Annotated in this window: 18 protein-coding genes; 12 read left to right on the top strand and 6 right to left on the bottom strand. The window is 71.2% G+C overall.

Going from position 1 to position 16305, the window contains the following annotated elements; genetic code table 11:
- Positions 1-98 precede the first annotated feature (98 nt).
- The 3 genes from mshA (at position 99) to ACFQ7Q_RS04510 (ending at position 3688) form a co-directional block, all read left to right on the top strand.
- The gene (gene mshA / locus ACFQ7Q_RS04500) at positions 99-1442 is read left to right on the top strand and encodes a D-inositol-3-phosphate glycosyltransferase (RefSeq protein WP_383549779.1); all 1344 of its coding nucleotides are present in this window, start codon (positions 99-101) and stop codon (positions 1440-1442) included.
- Complete coding sequence (locus tag ACFQ7Q_RS04505; RefSeq protein WP_383549782.1) at positions 1435-1929, top strand: YbjN domain-containing protein; 495 nt, start codon at positions 1435-1437, stop codon at positions 1927-1929. The genes mshA and ACFQ7Q_RS04505 overlap by 8 nt, the downstream gene beginning before the upstream one ends.
- Before the next feature lie 121 nt (positions 1930-2050).
- Positions 2051-3688: a glycosyl hydrolase family 28-related protein gene (locus ACFQ7Q_RS04510; protein ID WP_383549784.1), complete on the top strand. Its 1638-nt coding sequence runs from the start codon at positions 2051-2053 to the stop codon at positions 3686-3688.
- Here ACFQ7Q_RS04510 and ACFQ7Q_RS04515 read toward each other — a convergent pair.
- Positions 3678-5015, bottom strand: coding sequence for an MDR family MFS transporter (locus tag ACFQ7Q_RS04515; protein ID WP_383549787.1), 1338 nt, complete (start codon positions 5013-5015; stop codon positions 3678-3680). The genes ACFQ7Q_RS04510 and ACFQ7Q_RS04515 overlap by 11 nt on opposite strands.
- 124 nt (positions 5016-5139) lie before the next feature.
- Between ACFQ7Q_RS04515 and ACFQ7Q_RS04520 the strand changes: the two genes are divergently transcribed.
- A complete protein-coding gene (locus ACFQ7Q_RS04520) occupies positions 5140-5898 on the top strand; it encodes a phosphoglyceromutase (RefSeq protein ID WP_383549790.1) in 759 nt (252 codons plus the stop codon).
- Between the two features lie 115 nt (positions 5899-6013).
- Here the strand turns inward: ACFQ7Q_RS04520 and ACFQ7Q_RS04525 are convergent, their stop codons facing one another.
- Entirely contained in the window at positions 6014-6466 is a 453-nt protein-coding gene (locus ACFQ7Q_RS04525; protein ID WP_383549793.1) for an Lrp/AsnC family transcriptional regulator, read from the bottom strand.
- Positions 6467-6572: 106 nt separating this feature from the next.
- Here ACFQ7Q_RS04525 and ACFQ7Q_RS04530 point away from each other — a divergent pair, with 106 nt between their 5' ends.
- Together ACFQ7Q_RS04530 and ACFQ7Q_RS04535 are read left to right on the top strand one after the other, a co-directional pair.
- Positions 6573-7517 carry an SMP-30/gluconolactonase/LRE family protein gene (locus ACFQ7Q_RS04530; RefSeq protein ID WP_383549796.1) on the top strand — a complete coding sequence of 315 codons (945 nt, stop codon included), beginning with the start codon at positions 6573-6575 and terminating at the stop codon, positions 7515-7517.
- A 63-nt stretch (positions 7518-7580) separates the two neighbouring features.
- Entirely contained in the window at positions 7581-7748 is a 168-nt protein-coding gene (locus ACFQ7Q_RS04535; protein ID WP_383549798.1) for a hypothetical protein, read from the top strand.
- An 82-nt stretch (positions 7749-7830) separates the two neighbouring features.
- Here the strand turns inward: ACFQ7Q_RS04535 and ACFQ7Q_RS04540 are convergent, their stop codons facing one another.
- Positions 7831-8340, bottom strand: coding sequence for a hypothetical protein (locus ACFQ7Q_RS04540; RefSeq protein ID WP_383549801.1), 510 nt, complete (start codon positions 8338-8340; stop codon positions 7831-7833).
- 92 nt (positions 8341-8432) lie between these two features.
- Here ACFQ7Q_RS04540 and ACFQ7Q_RS04545 point away from each other — a divergent pair, with 92 nt between their 5' ends.
- Positions 8433-8900 (top strand): GNAT family N-acetyltransferase, encoded by a 468-nt coding sequence (locus ACFQ7Q_RS04545; protein ID WP_383549804.1) that lies wholly within the window; start codon positions 8433-8435, stop codon positions 8898-8900.
- A 57-nt stretch (positions 8901-8957) separates the two neighbouring features.
- Here the strand turns inward: ACFQ7Q_RS04545 and ACFQ7Q_RS04550 are convergent, their stop codons facing one another.
- Positions 8958-9107 (bottom strand): hypothetical protein, encoded by a 150-nt coding sequence (locus ACFQ7Q_RS04550; RefSeq protein ID WP_362366540.1) that lies wholly within the window; start codon positions 9105-9107, stop codon positions 8958-8960.
- 623 nt (positions 9108-9730) lie between these two features.
- Positions 9731-10411, bottom strand: a complete 681-nt coding sequence (gene phoU / locus ACFQ7Q_RS04555; protein ID WP_383549807.1) for a phosphate signaling complex protein PhoU — start codon at positions 10409-10411, stop codon at positions 9731-9733.
- A 264-nt stretch (positions 10412-10675) separates the two neighbouring features.
- On the opposite strand from phoU, the gene ACFQ7Q_RS04560 reads away from it, so the two are divergent.
- Both ACFQ7Q_RS04560 and ACFQ7Q_RS04565 read left to right on the top strand, forming a co-directional pair.
- Positions 10676-11905 (top strand): sensor histidine kinase, encoded by a 1230-nt coding sequence (locus ACFQ7Q_RS04560; RefSeq protein WP_383549811.1) that lies wholly within the window; start codon positions 10676-10678, stop codon positions 11903-11905.
- Complete coding sequence (locus ACFQ7Q_RS04565; protein WP_017242433.1) at positions 11902-12582, top strand: response regulator transcription factor; 681 nt, start codon at positions 11902-11904, stop codon at positions 12580-12582. Before ACFQ7Q_RS04560 ends, ACFQ7Q_RS04565 begins: the two co-directional genes overlap by 4 nt.
- Positions 12583-12760: 178 nt before the next feature.
- On the opposite strand, the gene ACFQ7Q_RS04570 is transcribed toward ACFQ7Q_RS04565, so the two are convergent.
- Entirely contained in the window at positions 12761-13420 is a 660-nt protein-coding gene (locus tag ACFQ7Q_RS04570; protein WP_383549814.1) for a DUF461 domain-containing protein, read from the bottom strand.
- Positions 13421-14059: 639 nt separating this feature from the next.
- Here ACFQ7Q_RS04570 and ACFQ7Q_RS04575 point away from each other — a divergent pair.
- The 3 genes from ACFQ7Q_RS04575 to ispF all read left to right on the top strand — a co-directional run bounded on the left by ACFQ7Q_RS04575 (position 14060) and on the right by ispF (position 16116).
- Positions 14060-14542, top strand: coding sequence for a CarD family transcriptional regulator (locus ACFQ7Q_RS04575; RefSeq protein ID WP_003953493.1), 483 nt, complete (start codon positions 14060-14062; stop codon positions 14540-14542).
- 319 nt (positions 14543-14861) lie between these two features.
- Positions 14862-15611: a 2-C-methyl-D-erythritol 4-phosphate cytidylyltransferase gene (gene ispD, locus ACFQ7Q_RS04580; RefSeq protein ID WP_329117905.1), complete on the top strand. Its 750-nt coding sequence runs from the start codon at positions 14862-14864 to the stop codon at positions 15609-15611.
- Entirely contained in the window at positions 15601-16116 is a 516-nt protein-coding gene (gene ispF / locus ACFQ7Q_RS04585; protein ID WP_383549818.1) for a 2-C-methyl-D-erythritol 2,4-cyclodiphosphate synthase, read from the top strand. Before ispD ends, ispF begins: the two co-directional genes overlap by 11 nt.
- Positions 16117-16305 lie beyond the last annotated feature (189 nt).

The raw sequence follows: 16305 nt of genomic DNA on the forward strand, positions 1-16305 counted from the left end.
TGTGCGCCGTCCGTTTCGCCGTGCCCGCAGTGCCCCGCAGTTCCCGCAGTGCCCCCGCAAGGCCCGCTACGCCCCCACTCAGCGGAAGGACCGTCGACGTGAGCCAGTACGTGTCCCGGCTCGCCGGCTCCCTGGCGACGCCGCCCCGGCTCCGGCTCCCCGGACGCCCCCGGACCCCGCGCCGGGTGGCCATGCTCAGCGTCCACACCTCGCCCCTCCACCAGCCGGGCACCGGCGACGCCGGCGGCATGAACGTCTACATCGTGGAGCTGGCCAAGCGACTGGCCGCGATCAACATCGAGGTCGAGATCTTCACCCGGGCCACCACCGGCGGACTCGCCCCGGTCGTCGAGCTCGCGCCGGGCGTCCTGGTCCGGCACGTGGACGCCGGTCCGTACGAGGGGCTGGCCAAGGAGGAGCTGCCGGCCCAGCTCTGCGCCTTCACGCACGGCGTGATGCAGGCGTGGGCGGGCCACCGCCCCGGCCACTACGACCTCGTCCACTCCCACTACTGGCTCTCCGGCCATGTCGGCTGGCTCGCCGCCGAGCGGTGGGGCGTCCCGCTCGTGCATGCCATGCACACCATGGCCAAGGTCAAGAACGCGGCGCTCGCCGAGGGCGACACCCCCGAGCCCGCGGCCCGGGTGATCGGCGAGACCCAGATCGTCCGCGCCGCCGACCGGCTGATCGCCAACACCGCCGAGGAGGCCGACGAGCTCGTCCGCTTCTACGAGGCGGAGCCCGGCAAGGTCGCCGTCGTCCATCCGGGGGTCAACCTCGACCACTTCCGCCCCGCCGACGGCCGGGCGGCCGCGCGGGCCCGCCTCGGGCTGCCGCCCGACGCGTTCATCCCCGTCTTCGCGGGCCGCATCCAGCCGCTGAAGGCCCCCGACATCCTGCTGCGGGCCGCGGCCCGGCTCCTGGACCAGGACCCGTCGCTGCGTTCGCGGATGCTCGTGCCGGTCGTCGGCGGGCCGAGCGGCAGCGGTCTGGCCAAGCCGGAGGGGCTGCAGAAGCTCGCCGCCCGTCTGGGCATCGCGGACATCGTCCGCTTCCACCCGCCGGTCGGCCAGGACCGCCTCGCGGACTGGTTCCGGGCGGCGTCGGTGCTGGTCATGCCCTCGTACAGCGAGTCCTTCGGGCTCGTCGCCATCGAGGCGCAGGCGGCCGGCACCCCGGTCGTCGCGGCCGCGGTGGGCGGACTTCCGGTCGCGGTAAGGGACGGCCTCACCGGGTTCCTCGTCCCGGGGCACGACCCGGCCGACTACGCCCGCGCGCTCGGGCGGTTCGTCGCCGATCCGGCGCTGTCCGCCCGGATGGGCGCGGCGGCCGCCCGGCACGCCGAGTCCTTCGGCTGGGACACGGCCGCCTCCGGCACGGCGGACGTGTACACGGCGGCGATGCACGATCATCGCCGTCGCGTACGCTCGCACCATGGCTGAGGACGTGCGGCAGGTCATCGAGGACACCTTCAAGGACGCCGAACTGGAGTGGGAGTCACCCGAGCCGGGCTCGTACGTGGTGAAGCTCCCCGGCACGCGCAAGCTGTTCACGACGCTCTCGCTGCGCGTCGGCCGCCACTCCCTCTCGCTCAACGCCTTCGTCATCCGCCACCCCGACGAGAACGAGGCGGGCGTCCACCGCTGGATCCTCGAGCGCAATCTCAAGCTCTACGGCGTGAGTTACGCGATCGACGGCCTCGGTGACATCTATCTGGCCGGCAAGCTGCCGCTCGCCGCCGTCACCCCCGATGAGCTGGACCGGCTCCTCGGCTCCGTCCTCGAAGCGGCGGACGGGTCCTTCAACACCCTTCTGGAGCTGGGCTTCGCGAGCGCGATCCGGCGCGAGTACGAGTGGCGGGTCTCGCGGGGCGAGTCGACCCGGAACCTCGACGCGTTCAGGCATCTGACCCAGAAGCCCGCGAACTGACGGTGGCCCTTCCGGCTCCCACCGGGTAATCGCACGACCTCTTCCGTACCCCGCCCTGGCCGTGCCATGCTCGCCGCCGTCGCACATCTGAATGTCGTTCACATCCATGAAAGGCGGGCTCATGGGAATCAGCAGAAGGCAGTTCGTGGGCGGTGCGGTGGCGGTAGGGGTGGCCGCCACGACCGGCTTCCGGCCGGTGGGGTCCTCCTCGCTCTGGAGGGAGTACACGGACTCCCCGTACACCCACCCCCAGATCCCCTACGTCGGCCGCGCCGGCGCACGCGGCGGCGCCACCAGGCCGCCCCGCCCGCCGGTCGTCGCGAACGTCCTCTCCTACGGCGCCACCCCCGACGGCTCCGCCGACTCCGCGGCGGCCATCAACCGGGCGCTCGCCGAGGCGGGGGAGCGTGGCGGCGGCACCGTGCTCGTCCCGCCCGGCACATACCGCATCGACGACTTCATCCGCGTCGCCCACAGCGGTGTGGTGCTGCGCGGCGCCGGATCAGCCCGTACGAAGCTGCTCGCGACGAAGCACCTCACCGAACTCGTCGGCCCCTACGGCTCGCGCTACGGCGGCGACAAGTCCTCCTGGTCCTGGGCCGGCGGCCTCATCTGGCTCGCCCCGCACGCCCGGCATGCCTCCCTCGTCGCCGCGATCCGCGCCCGGGCCTGGCCCTTCGAGGGCTGGACCGGCGACAAGCGGGACGAATGGCGGACCCTGACCACCGTCCGCCCCGCCCGGCGCGGCGACTGGTCCGTGACCGTCGACGACCCGTCAACCCTGCGCCGGGGGCAGCTGGTTCTGCTCCGTCTGGCCGACGACGCGGACCACACCCTCCTGGAGCACATGGCGGGCGGGGGCCCGGGCCCCGAGGCGTACTTCTGGGACGACAAGACCAAGCTGACCTCGTACGTGCCGTACGAGTGGCCGGTCCGGGTGATGTCCGTACAGGGCCGGAAGGCGACCCTGGAACGTCCCCTCCCGCTGGACGTCCGCCCGGAGTGGGACCCGCGGCTGACGACCCTCGCCGAGCCGCTCACCGACGCGGGCGTCGAGGGACTGACCCTGGAAGCGGTCGAGACCCCGCAGTCCCCGCACCTCCTCGACAAGGGCTACAACGGCGTCACCTTCCAGTGCGCGTACGACTGCTGGGCCGAGGACGTCGTCGTACGCCACGTCGACAACGGCTTCGGACTCGTCGCCGCCTCCGCCTGCACGCTGCGGCGCACCCGGGTCGAGGGGCGCGGCTCCCACCACCCGTACTTCTGTCGCGAGGGCGCGCACGACAACCTCGTCGAGGACTTCCGCATCGCGGCCCGCACGGTCCCCGCCCCGGCGGGCACCCAGCTCCACGGCATCAACGTGGAGGGTCTTTCCAGCTACAACGTCTGGTCGCGCGGGGTGATGGAGATGGGCACCTTCGACACCCACCGGGGGATGCCGTTCGCCAACGTACGGACGGAGATCACGGTCGAGAACAACGGCCGGCACGGCGGAGACGCCTCGGCCGGACCGCTGTACGGCGGCCGCTTCACCCACTGGAACGTGACGGTGACGAACGGCCGGGCGGGCCTCGTCAAGATCGACACGATCGCCCCGTACAGCGCGACGGTCGGCATCAGCGAGGTGCGCGAGTTCGACCAGATCGACGTACCGGACTTCGCGGGCGAGCTCCACGCGCGCGTGGAGGCGTACGGGACTCCGGGGGCGGTCCGCCCCCGGAACCTGTACGAGGCACAGCGGATGCTCAGGCGCTGAGGGCGCCGCTGTCGCTCTTCTGCGCGAGCGGGGCGGTCGCGTCGGTCTTGGTGAGGGCTTCGGACTCATCGGTCCTCGTGGCCGGCTCGGCCTGCACCGGGGCGGGTACGGGTCCGTCGTCCAGGGCCTTGCGGAGCCGCGTGGCGTAGCCGACGGCGGCGATGCAGCCGATGACCCCGCAGGCCACCCAGAGGGTGTCGGTGCCCGGGCCGTCCACGACCCAGCCCGCGAGGATCGGGGCGAGGAAGCCGGACAGGGCCCAGGACATGCCCATGACGCCCTGGTAGCGGCCGCGCGCATGCTCGGGGGCGAGCTTGGCGGTGGCGGCGGCGTTGGTGGGGACGTGGACCATCTCGCCGATGGTCCACACGACCACGGTGGCGGCGAACACCAGCGGCGTGCCGGCCAGCGCGGTCGCGCCCGTGCCGAGCGCGAAGAGCAGCGAGGAGACGGTGAGCAGCATCGCCGGCGAGCGCTTGTCGGTGACCTTGTTGACCAGCAGCTGGAAGCCGACGATCACGACGCCGTTGGTGGCGATGACCAGGCCGTACGCGCCGGGGTTCAGGCCGGCTTCGGCCACCGTGAGGGGGAGGCCGACCCAGGGCGCGGTGAAGACGAGGCAGACGAGGAGGTTGAGGAGGACGAGGGTGCGGAAGGGGGCGTCGCGCAGGACGTCGAGGACGCTGACGCGGTCCTTCTCCACGACCTCGCCGGCGGGGTCGCGGCGCGCCTCGGGGCGGGTCTCGGGCAGCCGAAGGAAGACGATCAGGGCGCACAGGACGGTGGCCACGGCCTCGACGAGGAAGAGGGTGCGGTAGCCGAGGAAGATCGCGGCGCCACCGCCGAAGGCGGCGACGGCGAAGCCGAGGTTGAGGGCCCAGTAGTTGAGGGCGAAGGCCCGGCGGCGGTCGTGCTCGGGGACCATGTCGGCGATCGTGGCCTGGATGGACGGGCGCACGGCCTGCATCGAGACGCCCATCAGCAGCACGACGGCGGCGACGCCCCAGGCGGTGGTGACCAGAGCGAGGGCGGCGGCGCAGGAGGCCGTCGCCAGGTGCATGGTGACCATGGTGGGGCGTCGGCCCCACTTGTCGGCGAGCGTCCCGCCGAGCGGGGAACCGGCGACGCCGCCGAGGCCGTGGAGGGCGAGGACGAGTCCGGCGAACCAGGCCGAGTGCCCGAGCTCCTGGGTCAGGTAGAGGGAGAGGAAGGTGAGGACGAAGGCGCCGGTGCGGTTGACCAGAGTGGAGAGCCAGAGCCACCAGAAGCCGCCGGGGAGACCGGAGACGGTCGCGCGAGCTGATCGTCTGAGCGAGTCGATGGACATGTGTGGCCGGCCCCCGTGTCTGTAAGTCCCTCTAACGGCACCCGTAACTTACGCATCTCATACGTCGGACGCCAGCGAATTGACGGTGCACGTCAATCGTCAGGCGTCGATTAGGCTCGGACGCATGGCCGACGCACCGTACAAGCTGATCCTCCTCCGCCACGGCGAGAGCGAGTGGAACGCGAAGAACCTGTTCACCGGCTGGGTGGACGTCAACCTCACCGAGAAGGGCGAGAAGGAGGCGGTCCGCGGCGGTGAGCTGCTGAAGGACGCCGGCCTGCTGCCCGACGTACTGCACACCTCCCTCCAGAAGCGCGCCATCCGCACGGCGCAGCTGGCGCTGGAGTCCGCCGACCGCCACTGGATCCCGGTCCACCGCTCCTGGCGTCTGAACGAGCGCCACTACGGTGCGCTCCAGGGCAAGGACAAGGCGCAGACCCTCGCGGAGTTCGGCGAGGAGCAGTTCATGCTCTGGCGCCGCTCGTACGACACCCCGCCGCCGCCGCTCGAGGACGGCACGGAGTTCTCGCAGTCCGACGACCCGCGCTACGCGACGATCCCCCCGGAGCTGCGCCCGCAGACCGAGTGCCTGAAGGACGTCGTCGACCGGATGCTGCCGTACTGGTACGACGGCATCGTCCCGGACCTCCTGGACGGCAAGACGGTCCTGATCGCGGCCCACGGCAACAGCCTGCGCGCCCTGGTCAAGCACCTGGACGGCATCTCGGACGAGGCCATCGCGGGCCTGAACATCCCGACGGGCATCCCGCTGGCGTACGAGCTCGACGAGAACTTCAAGCCCCTGAAGCCGGGCGGCACGTACCTGGACCCGGACGCGGCAGCGGCGGCGATCGAGGCCGTGAAGAACCAGGGCAAGAAGTAACCCTTCGCGTGATCATGGCCCCCACCTGCGGTTTCTCCGCGAGTGGGGGCCTTGTTCTGCCTGTGGGCCGTCTGTGGGCCGTCAGAGAGGGCGGAGCGACCGATGAAGTGCTCGATCACGCCTGCTCGGTAGTCCGCGGGGAGACCGGCCGCTCGAAGAAGGTCTCAAGGACCACCGTGGCCTGCGTCCCGCTGACCCCGTCGATGGCGTAGATCCGGCGCAGCACATCCTGCAGTTGCTCGGTGGATGCGGTCCTGACTTTGACCAGCACCGAGGCGGTGCCGGCGATGACGTGTGCCTCCAGGATCTCGGGGAGCGCGGCGAAGTCCTGTGCCGCATCACCCATCCAGGAAGTCGAGTCGACCATCACATAGGCCAGGACGGCGCCGCCCAGTGCAGCCGGGTCCATCTCGACGGTAGTGCGCCGGATGACACCGCGTTCCCGCAACTTGCGCACGCGTTCGTGAGCGGCGCCGGCCGAGAGGCCGACTGCCTGGCCCAGCGCGGCGTAGGACTGAGTGGCGTTCTGCTGGAGCTGTACCAGCAGGGCGCGATCGATGTGATCCACAGCTCTCCGTTCGGAATCTCCTTGTGCTGACCATAGCTTGTCCTGCAGCCTTCGCCTTAGGCCGAATCACGTTCACTAGGCGATGCCGTAGGAAGGGAAGGGCCCCATGACCAGCGAGCGCCCAGGGCTGTACGAGATGCTCGACGACCGGTTCCGTACCGGGCGGTGCATGAACGGTGACGATGCGCTGGAGGTCCTGTACACCGGCTGCCGCTGGGCCGAGGGGCCGATCTACCTGCCTGCCTGGCGGCAAGTGGTCTGGAGCGACATCCCCAACGACCGGATGCTGCGCTGGGACGAAGAGACCGGTGCCGTCAGTGTCTTCCGCCGCTCCGCCGGTCACACCAACGGCAACACCCTCGACTGTCAGGGCCGGTTGATCACGTGCGAGCAGGGCAACCGCCGAGTGACCCGGACCGAACAAGACGGCACGATCACCGTGTTGGCGGACCGATGGAAGGGCAAGCGCCTGAACAGCCCGAACGACGCGGCCGTCAAGTCCGATGGTTCGATCTGGTTCTCCGACCCGGACTTCGGCATCACCAGCGACTACGAGGGCTATCGTGCGCAGAGCGAGATCGGCTCCAACAACGTCTACCGCATCGATCCGGCCACCGGCGACGTGCGGCTGGTCGCCGACTGTTTCGGCGCCCCGAACGGCCTGGTCTTCTCACACGACGAGCGGCAACTGTTCGTCTCCGACACCCGCGCAGGCTTCATCCGGGTCTTCGACGTACACGAGGACGGCACGCTGTCCGAGGGCAAGATCTTCGCCGAAGCGGAGGCCCGCAAGACCGCCCGCTTCGACAACCTCCGCTTCGACGACGCCGGTCGGCTCTGGGCCGCCGCGATGGGCGACGGAGTGCACTGCTACGACCCCGACGGCACGCTGATCGGGCGTCTCAACGTGCCCGAGGCGGTTGCCAACATCTCCTGGGGCGGCGCCAAGCGCAACCGCCTCTTCATCGCCGCAGAGACCAGCCTCTACTCGGTGGTCATGGGCGTCACAGGTACGCACCCGACCGGACCGGGCCGTCGGCCCTGGCTCTAAGTCGGCTCCGGAAGTCCTTCGGGGGTTGATCATGCGGTGAGGCCAGAGCCAGGATTCTTCCTCGTGATCGGTGGTATGCCGGTCGAGCCTGGCCGGCAGATCGTCCAGATCGGAGGTGGTGAACCTCCACTGGTTATCCCGATGTTCAACAACATCAGCACGAACAGCAACATCAACAGCCCCGGAGCGTCCAGCACCAGCCGGCAGACCTTCGGCCTGAACGCACCCTGACCACCCGAGTCTTCGGCGGGGGCTTCTTCGTTGCCGGGGTCGTCGGGGTGGATGTGCCGGGCACGCTCCGGGCCCGGGCGGGTCAGAAGTCGTCGCAGGCCGTCTTCCGGAAGTCCTCGATCGAGCTCGTCGTCACCGTGTCGCCGATCTCGTACCGGACCTGGCCGGGCGTCAGTTCCGCGAGGTCCGCGGGCGTGAAGGAGACCGCCGCCGCGGCCCAGGAGCTGTCGGTCGTCCAGCCGTACATGCGGTACGTCTTCTTCGGGTCCAGCGTGCCCAGGGGCTGCTCGACCGTCCAGCCGTCCGCCGCGCCGTCCGCGTCCCCGGCCAGGGGCCAGGTCGTGAAGTCGGTCAGGGGCTCGACACGACTCCAGCGGCCCGTGGTGTCCCGCGTCTCGGGATCGTCGTCGTCGGTGTGGAGGCTCGCGCCGTCGATGTGGTCGTGGCACATGAGGATCACGCCGAGCGGCTGCCCGTCCGACGTCACCGAGATACCGGTCGCCCCGGCGGAGGGAACGGTACAGCCGGCGACGGCGGGGATCGCGGCGAGAGCGGCGACGATCGCGATCGGCCGGCGGGTCCATGTCAGCACGGACACATCCTGCGGCCGGCGCCCGCGCCGTGACCAGGAGCTGGAACAAATGCGCGGGCGGAACTCACGAACGGGTCGGTAGCCTCCGGTCCATGCCTCCATCGCTCCGCCTCGCGAAGATCACCCCCGACAACGTCGACGCCGCGCTCGCGCTGCGCGTCCACCCGCACCAGGAGAAGAACGTCGCGCCGGTCGCGACCTCGCTCGCGGAGGCGTACGCGTTCGGGGAGACCGCCTGGCCCCGGCTGATCTTCGACGGGGACGAGCTCGTCGGCTTCCTCATGGCCTTCATCGACATCCGCTGGGGCAAGGAGGACGACCCGGACGCCCGCCGCAGCGGCCTGTGGCGGCTGAACATCGCGGGCGACCGGCAGGGCAAGGGGTACGGACGGTTCGCCGTCGACGCCGTCCGCGACGAGATCCGCCGGCGCGGTGCGCGTCAGTTCCACGTGACCTGGGAGCCGGGCGAGCACGGGCCCGAGGAGTTCTACCTGAAGCTGGGCTTCCGCCGGACGGGCGAGGTCAGTGGCGGGCAGATCGTCGGCGTCCTCGACGTGTGATCCGCCTACGACGAAGCCCCGCCCGGGTCTCCGGGCGGGGCCCCTCGTCGTACGCGCCTAGCCGGAGCAGCCCCCGCACTGGCACGGCCCGCCGGACTGGCAGCCGCAGCCGCAGCCCGAGCCGCACCCGCAGGCGCCGAGGACGGGCAGGAAGACCGTGTCGCGCGGCGTCTCCTGCTGGGGGTCGGTGGTGGCGGATTCAGGCATGGCGTCCCTCCTCGAAGGCGTACGTCGCCTCCCCTTCATTCCATGCCCACGTCACCAGGCGCATCAACGGCGCACAGAAGTGCGAACCCCACCCCGCGCGGAGGCACGCCTGGCTCCGCCGGCCTGCCCGGCGAGCGGCGCCCGTCCCCGGCGGGCTGCAGCGGCACAGCGAGCAGCGCCCGCGGCCGATCCGCCGAGGCGCGCGTGGCTCCGCCGGGCTGCCCGGCGAGCAGCACCCGCTGCCGGGCACCCCACTACCGATCCTCCGCCGCGCCGCAGGCGGGTGGTAACCGCCGGCGGCCCGGCGACCGGCGCTCCTCGATGGGCTGTCGCCGCGCACCGAGCAGCGCCCGCCCTCGATCCGCCGAAGCGCGCGCGTGGCTCCGCCGGGCTGCCCGGCGAGCAGCACCCGCCGCCGGGCACCCCACTACCGATCCTCCGCCGCGCCGCAGGCGGGTGGCACCCGCCGGCGACCCGGCTGCCCGGCAAGCGGCGCCCGTCCCCGGCGGGCTGCCGCCGCGCAGCGAGCAGCGCCCGCGGCCAAGCGCCCGCCCGCGATCAGCCGCCCGCGGCCAAGCGCCCGGCCCGGATCCGGCGCCTCCGATCCGCCGCCCGCCCTAGGGCTACGCGCCCTCGACCGGCGCGTCCGCCTGCTGCAGTTCGTCCGCGTGCTCGCCCGTCACCAGGTACACGACGCGCTTCGCCACCGACACCGCGTGGTCCGCGAACCGCTCGTAGTAGCGGCCCAGCAGCGTCACGTCGACCGCCGTCTCGATGCCGTGCTTCCAGCGGTCGTCCATCAGGTGCTGGAACAGCGTCCGGTGCAGCAGGTCCATCTCGTCGTCGTCCTGCTCCAGCTGGAGCGCCAGGTCGACGTCCTTCGTGATGATGACCTCCGCCGCCTTCGCCATCAGGCGCTGCGCCAGCTGACCCATCTCCAGGATCGTCGCGTGCAGGTCACGCGGCACCGCCGTGGCGGGGAAGCGCAGCCGCGCCAGCTTCGCCACGTGCTGCGCCAGGTCGCCGGAGCGCTCCAGGTCCGCGCTCATCCGCAGCGACGTCACCACGATCCGCAGGTCCGTCGCCACCGGCTGCTGCCGCGCGAGCAGCGCGATCGCCCGGGCCTCCAGGTCGTGCTGGAGGTCGTCGACCTTCTGGTCCGCCGCGATCACGCTCTCCGCGAGCTTCAGATCCGCGTCGAGCATCGCCGTCGTGGCGCGCCCGATCGCCGACCCGACAAGGCGGGCCATCTCGACCAGGCCCTCGCCGATCGAGTCAAGTTCCTCGTGGTACGCGTCCCGCATCGATGTCCCTCTCTCACAAGCGTCCGGGGTCCGGGTGGGGCTTCGGACCCCCACGCTCCCACGTTCGGCCCCCGACAAGTCAGGAGCGTCCACCCCAAGTGAATGACCCCTTTCCCCTCGGTGAACTCTGGGCGACACAGGCCACCGTCCTCAACAGTGCAAATGAACCGGCACCGTCCCCACGGTGAACTCTGGGCGACGACTGTTCGAGCAGCCACTCGGACGGCTGGGAGAGTGTCCGCGACCCCGCATAACCTGGATGGCATGGACGTGAACGCGGCGGTCGCCGCATTGGCAGCGATCGCCGGGGTGTGCACCGGCGTGATCGCCATGCTGGCGTTCCGCTGGAGCGAGCGCGACCAGGCGCGACCCACCCGGACCTCCCTGCACACGGACGCCGTGCTTCCGCCCGGCGTCGACACCGTGCTGTCGGTGCTGCGCTCATCCGCGGTCGTTCTCGACGAGAGCGACTCCGTGGTGAAGGCCAGCTCGGCGGCGTACGCCCTCGGCCTGGTCCGCGGCGGAAAGCTGGCCGTCGAGCCCATGCTCAACATGGCCCGCGACACCCGCCGCGACGGGGAGATACGGCAGGTCGAGCTCGACCTGCCCCGGCGCGGCACCGGACGTGGCGAGGCCCTCGCCGTCTCCGCCCGCGTGGCACCGCTCGGCTCCCGCCTGGTGCTGCTCCTGGTCGAGGACCTGACGGAGGCCCGCCGTATCGAAGCGGTACGGCGCGACTTCGTCGCCAACGTGAGTCATGAGCTCAAGACTCCGACAGGCGCGCTCTCCCTGCTCTCCGAGGCCGTCATGGACGCCTCGGACGACCCCGAGGCGGTCACCCGCTTCGCCGGCCGTATGCAGATCGAGGCGACCCGGCTCACCAATCTCGTACAGGAACTCATCGACCTCTCGCGGGTGCAGAACGACGACCCGCTGGAGGACTCCGAGCCCGTACGGGTGGACGAACTGGTGGCCGAGGCCATCGACCGCTCCCGGCACACCGCCTCCACCAAGCAGATCACCATGGTCTCGGGAGGAACCGCCGACCTGCACGTCTGGGGCAGCCGCGGCCAGCTCGCCGCGGCGCTCGGCAATCTCGTCGAGAACGCCGTCAACTACTCACCGGCCCGCACGCGCGTGGGCATCGCGGCCCGCCGCGTGGCCGCCCCCGGCGGCGACCTGATCGAGATAGCCGTGACCGACCAGGGCATCGGCATCTCGGAGAGGGACCGCGAGCGGGTCTTCGAACGCTTCTACCGTGTCGACCCGGCCCGCTCCCGAGCCACCGGAGGCACGGGACTCGGCCTCGCCATCGTCAAGCACGTGGCCGCCTCGCACGGCGGGGAGGTCACGGTCTGGAGCACCGAAGGCCAGGGCTCCACCTTCACCCTGCGGCTGCCCGAGGCGGGCGCCGTACGGGACCGCCGCCGGTCCGCCTCCCCCACCCCCGATCTCATGACCGAACCGCTCCCTGCCCCGGAGGTCCTTCCGTGACCCGAGTGCTCGTCGTCGAGGATGAGGAATCCTTCAGCGACGCCCTGTCGTACATGCTCCGCAAGGAAGGCTTCGAGGTCGCGGTCGCCGCGACCGGGCCCGACGGTCTCGACGAGTTCGAGCGCAACGGAGCGGATCTCGTCCTCCTCGACCTGATGCTGCCGGGGCTGCCCGGCACCGAGGTGTGCCGCCAGCTGCGCGGCCGCTCGAACGTCCCGGTCATCATGGTGACCGCCAAGGACAGCGAGATCGACAAGGTCGTCGGCCTGGAAATAGGAGCCGACGACTACGTGACGAAGCCCTTCTCCTCGCGGGAGCTGGTCGCTCGCATCCGGGCGGTCCTGCGCCGTCGCGGTGAGCCGGAGGAGGTCACCCCCGCGGCCCTGGAGGCCGGTCCGGTCCGCATGGACGTGGACCGCCACGTCGTCACGGTCTCGGGCGGCAAGGTCGACCTCCCGCTGAAGGAGTTCGACCTCCTGGAGATGCTGCTGCGGAACGCGGGCCGTGTCCTGACACGTATGCAGCTCATCGACCGGGTCTGGGGCGCGGACTACGTCGGCGACACCAAGACCCTGGACGTCCACGTCAAGCGGCTGCGGGCGAAGATCGAACCCGACCCGGGCGCCCCGCGCTACCTGGTGACGGTCCGGGGCCTGGGCTACAAGTTCGAGCCGTAAACGGTCAGCGGTCAGCGGTCAGCCGTGGGCGGTGACCTGTAAGCGGTCAGCCGTGGGCGGTGACCTGTAAGCGGGCAGCCGTGGGCGGTGAGCCGTAGGCCGTACGCATACGAAGGGGCGCCCCGCCGGAGTGATCCGGTGGGGCGCCCCTTGCGTGCGTTGCGCTGTGCGCCGTACGTCAGTGGCCCGCGGACGAGTGGCTCGCGTCGCCCGACGGGGTGGCCGTGCCCGACGGGGAGGCCGTGGAGTCGCCCTCCGCGCCGTGGCCCGCCGTCGCGGTCGCGGTCGGGGTCGCCGTCGGCGAGGCGGCCGGCGGCTTCGGGATCTCGGTCGGGCCGAAGTCCTTGAAGTAGCTGGTCGCCGGGACGACGAACGCCTCCAGGCCGACATCGCCGGTCTGGCTCAGCTTGAAGACGACCTCCTGCGCGTCGCCGTTCTTCGCGGCGAGCCGGCCGTCCTCGATCGTGGCGGTGGCGTTGCCCTCGCCGCCGATGACGACCGAGCCGCCCGCGGGGACGGTGATCGGGCCGGAGCCCTCGGCGGGCTTCAGGACCACCGTGGCGCGCGTGCCCGGCAGGGTGATCGCGTCGAGGGTCTGCTGGGTGCTGCCGTTGTTGAAGACCGTGGCCGAGACGACGGCGGGGCCCTGCACGGTGGCGTCGGGCTGGGTGATGACGAGCGCGTTCTGGATCTTGACGTCGTCCACGGTGACGGCGGCGTTGTCCGGCTTCACTCCGAGCGTCTGTGCGTTGTTGCCGGCGCCACAGGCGGACAGCGAGGCGATCGAGATCACGATGGCGGTGGCGGCGAGGGCGCCGCGTCGAAGGCTGCGGCTCACGGCGGCGGCAACTCCTAGGACGTACGGACGGGCTAAGGGCGGCCGGCTGGGGTCGGGCTCAGGACCAACCGGCTAAGGAAGAGCTAAAGGTGCGTCAGCGCGCTTAGGTTACCGAGCCGCACTCTCCGTCCCGCACCCGACCCGCCCCTTCGCGCCCCCGGGCCCTCCGGGTGCGCTCCGTGTGCCCTGCACAAGCCCTCCGTGATGGCCGGAAACACGACCCATTGACGCGCCGTTCACATAACCGCCTTGATCAATTCGTCGAGCGCGCGTGCATTCCTCCGCCCGCGCCGCGGAAAAACCCTGCCGCGATGCTCGGGTGATCAATTCGGGATTCGACGCCGGAAGCATCCGTACGAGTGACCGATCCTCGAACGGAGTACGGTGAGAGAGGCGACGCGAACCGGTCAAAACAGGACATCGTTCCTCTCTTGGAGCCCTCCGGGCGGGTGTAACGTGCGCGTTTCTCTCCGTCCGCGCAGCGGCTCCGACCTGCGAATACCGCCTTCCGCAAGCCCTCCGCAGCACGTTCGCGTCGCTGTTGTCAAGCCCCGAGATATGCCCTGACCTGCGAAAACGCCATTCAGAAGAAGCCGTATCCGTGTTACCCTGGATAGCCACGGAAGGGGTACCTGTCACATGACGTTCAAGGTTGGCGACACCGTGGTCTATCCCCATCACGGGGCCGCGCTGATCGAGGCCATCGAAACTCGCCAGATCAAAGGCGTGGACAAGACCTACTTGGTGCTCAAGGTCGCCCAGGGCGACCTGACGGTTCGTGTGCCGGCGGACAATGCGGAGTTCGTCGGTGTTCGCGATGTGGTCGGTCAGGACGGGCTGGACCGGGTCTTCGAGGTGCTGCGTGCGCCGTACGCCGAAGAGCCGACCAACTGGTCGCGCCGCTACAAGGCAAATCTCGAGAAGCTCGCCTCCGGCGATGTCATCAAGGTCGCCGAAGTAGTTCGCGACCTGTGGCGCCGGGAGCGCGAGCGCGGGCTGTCCGCAGGTGAGAAGCGCATGCTCGCCAAGGCTCGGCAGATCCTGGTCAGCGAGCTGGCCCTCGCGGAGAACACGAACGAGGACAAGGCCGAGGCTCTCCTCGACGAGGTCCTCGCGTCCTGAATGAAGCGATGCCGCGGTGCCCGTTGACGTGCTGTGAGACTCACAGCACCGTCGCCGGGCGCTGCGGCATGTTCGCGTCCTCGCGGACCCGTTCACCGCGTCGATGAATGACCGTCGTTCCGACGTCCGTCGCCTCGCGATCCGGCCGTCCACGGCGCTGCTACAACCGCCCCCCTCGCGTCCTCCTGAGCCACATCCCCTGTGCCGCGCGGTACGCCCCGACCGTCGTCACGGAAAGGGCCCGGTCAAGGCGTCGCGTCCAGCACGGTGAGGCCATACCCATGTCGGCCGAGGAAACAAACCTGCCGGAGTGCAACCGATGACAGACGAAACGCGTCCCGCGCGCACCGCCGCTGTGATCCCCGCGGCGGGCCGGGGCGTACGGCTCGGCCCGGGCGCCCCCAAGGCGCTCCGCGCGCTGAACGGCACCCCCATGCTCATCCACGCCGTCCGGGCGATGGCCGCCTCGCGCGCCGTCTCCCTCGTCGTCGTGGTCGCCCCCTCCGACGGCGCGGCCGAGGTCAAGAACCTCCTCGACGCGCACGCCCTGCCCGAGCGGACCGACTACCTCGTCGTCCCCGGCGGCGACACCCGCCAGGAATCCGTACGCCTGGGCCTCGAAGCGCTGCCCGAGGGCGTCTCCACCGTCCTCGTGCACGACGCGGCCCGCCCGCTCGTCCCCGTCGACACGGTCGACGCCGTCATCGAGGCCGTACGGGACGGGGCCGTCGCCGTCGTTCCCGCGCTCCCGGTCGCCGACACGGTCAAGGAGGTCGAGCCCGCGGAGACGAAGGGCGACCCCGAGAGCGTCGTCGCCACCCCCGAGCGCTCCCGGCTGCGCGCCGTCCAGACCCCGCAGGGCTTCGACTACGAGACCCTCGTCAACGCCCACGCGACCGTCGCCCTCACCGGTGACGGCGCAACCGACGACGCCGGCATGGTCGAGCGGCTCGGCGCGCCCGTCGTGGTCGTCCCCGGCCACGAGGAGGCGTTCAAGGTGACCCGTCCGCTCGATCTCGTACTGGCCGAGGCCGTACTCGCCCGCAGGAGGGCCAACGATGGCTTCTGACACCTCGGCAGAGGGCACCCCCACCCCCCCGATCCCGCGGACCGGTATCGGCACCGACGTCCACGCCTTCGAGAAGGGCCGCGAGCTGTGGTGCGCGGGCCTCCTGTGGGAGGACGAGGAGTACGGGCTCGCCGGGCACTCCGACGGGGACGTCGCGGCGCACGCCGCCTGCGACGCGCTCTTCTCCGCCGCCGGCATCGGCGACCTCGGCGCCCACTTCGGCACCTCCCGGCCCGAGTGGTCGGGCGCCGCCGGCGTCACCCTCCTCGCCGAGGCCGCCCGCATCGTGCGCGCCGAGGGGTACGAGATCGGCAACGTCGCCGTCCAGGTCATCGGCGTCCGCCCGAAGGTCGGCAAGCGCCGCGACGAGGCGCAGAAGGCGCTGAGCGAGGCGGTCGGCGCCCCCGTCTCCGTCTCCGGCACGACGACGGACGGCCTCGGCCTCACCGGCCGCGCGGAGGGCCTGGCCGCCCTGGCGACCGCCCTGGTCTACCGCCGCCCCTGACACCCCGCACCGCGCGGCCCGACGCACCGGGCCGCGCGGCCGGATCCACGGGGCAGCGCCGGTCCACGACAGGCCCGCGCCCGACCCACCGGCCCGGACGCACCACGCATCGCCGCCGGCCCACCGCGCCGCACCGCCGCTGACGCCCCGCACCGCGTCGCCCGACGCAACGCCCCGGACGCACCGGCC

The sequence above is a fragment of the Streptomyces sp. NPDC056527 genome (assembly GCF_042794475.1).
In the GTDB taxonomy this organism is placed as follows: domain Bacteria; phylum Actinomycetota; class Actinomycetes; order Streptomycetales; family Streptomycetaceae; genus Streptomyces.

Coding starts and splice junctions, on each gene's coding strand:
- ACFQ7Q_RS04505 (WP_383549782.1), top strand. CDS start 1,435: ATGGCTGAGGACGTGCGGCAGGTCATCGAGGACACCTTCAAGGACGCC.
- ACFQ7Q_RS04510 (WP_383549784.1), top strand. CDS start 2,051: ATGGGAATCAGCAGAAGGCAGTTCGTGGGCGGTGCGGTGGCGGTAGGG.
- ACFQ7Q_RS04515 (WP_383549787.1), bottom strand. CDS start 5,015: ATGTCCATCGACTCGCTCAGACGATCAGCTCGCGCGACCGTCTCCGGT.
- ACFQ7Q_RS04520 (WP_383549790.1), top strand. CDS start 5,140: ATGGCCGACGCACCGTACAAGCTGATCCTCCTCCGCCACGGCGAGAGC.
- ACFQ7Q_RS04530 (WP_383549796.1), top strand. CDS start 6,573: ATGACCAGCGAGCGCCCAGGGCTGTACGAGATGCTCGACGACCGGTTC.
- ACFQ7Q_RS04545 (WP_383549804.1), top strand. CDS start 8,433: ATGCCTCCATCGCTCCGCCTCGCGAAGATCACCCCCGACAACGTCGAC.
- ACFQ7Q_RS04550 (WP_362366540.1), bottom strand. CDS start 9,107: ATGCCTGAATCCGCCACCACCGACCCCCAGCAGGAGACGCCGCGCGAC.
- phoU (WP_383549807.1), bottom strand. CDS start 10,411: ATGCGGGACGCGTACCACGAGGAACTTGACTCGATCGGCGAGGGCCTG.
- ACFQ7Q_RS04560 (WP_383549811.1), top strand. CDS start 10,676: ATGGACGTGAACGCGGCGGTCGCCGCATTGGCAGCGATCGCCGGGGTG.
- ACFQ7Q_RS04575 (WP_003953493.1), top strand. CDS start 14,060: ATGACGTTCAAGGTTGGCGACACCGTGGTCTATCCCCATCACGGGGCC.
- ispD (WP_329117905.1), top strand. CDS start 14,862: ATGACAGACGAAACGCGTCCCGCGCGCACCGCCGCTGTGATCCCCGCG.
- ispF (WP_383549818.1), top strand. CDS start 15,601: ATGGCTTCTGACACCTCGGCAGAGGGCACCCCCACCCCCCCGATCCCG.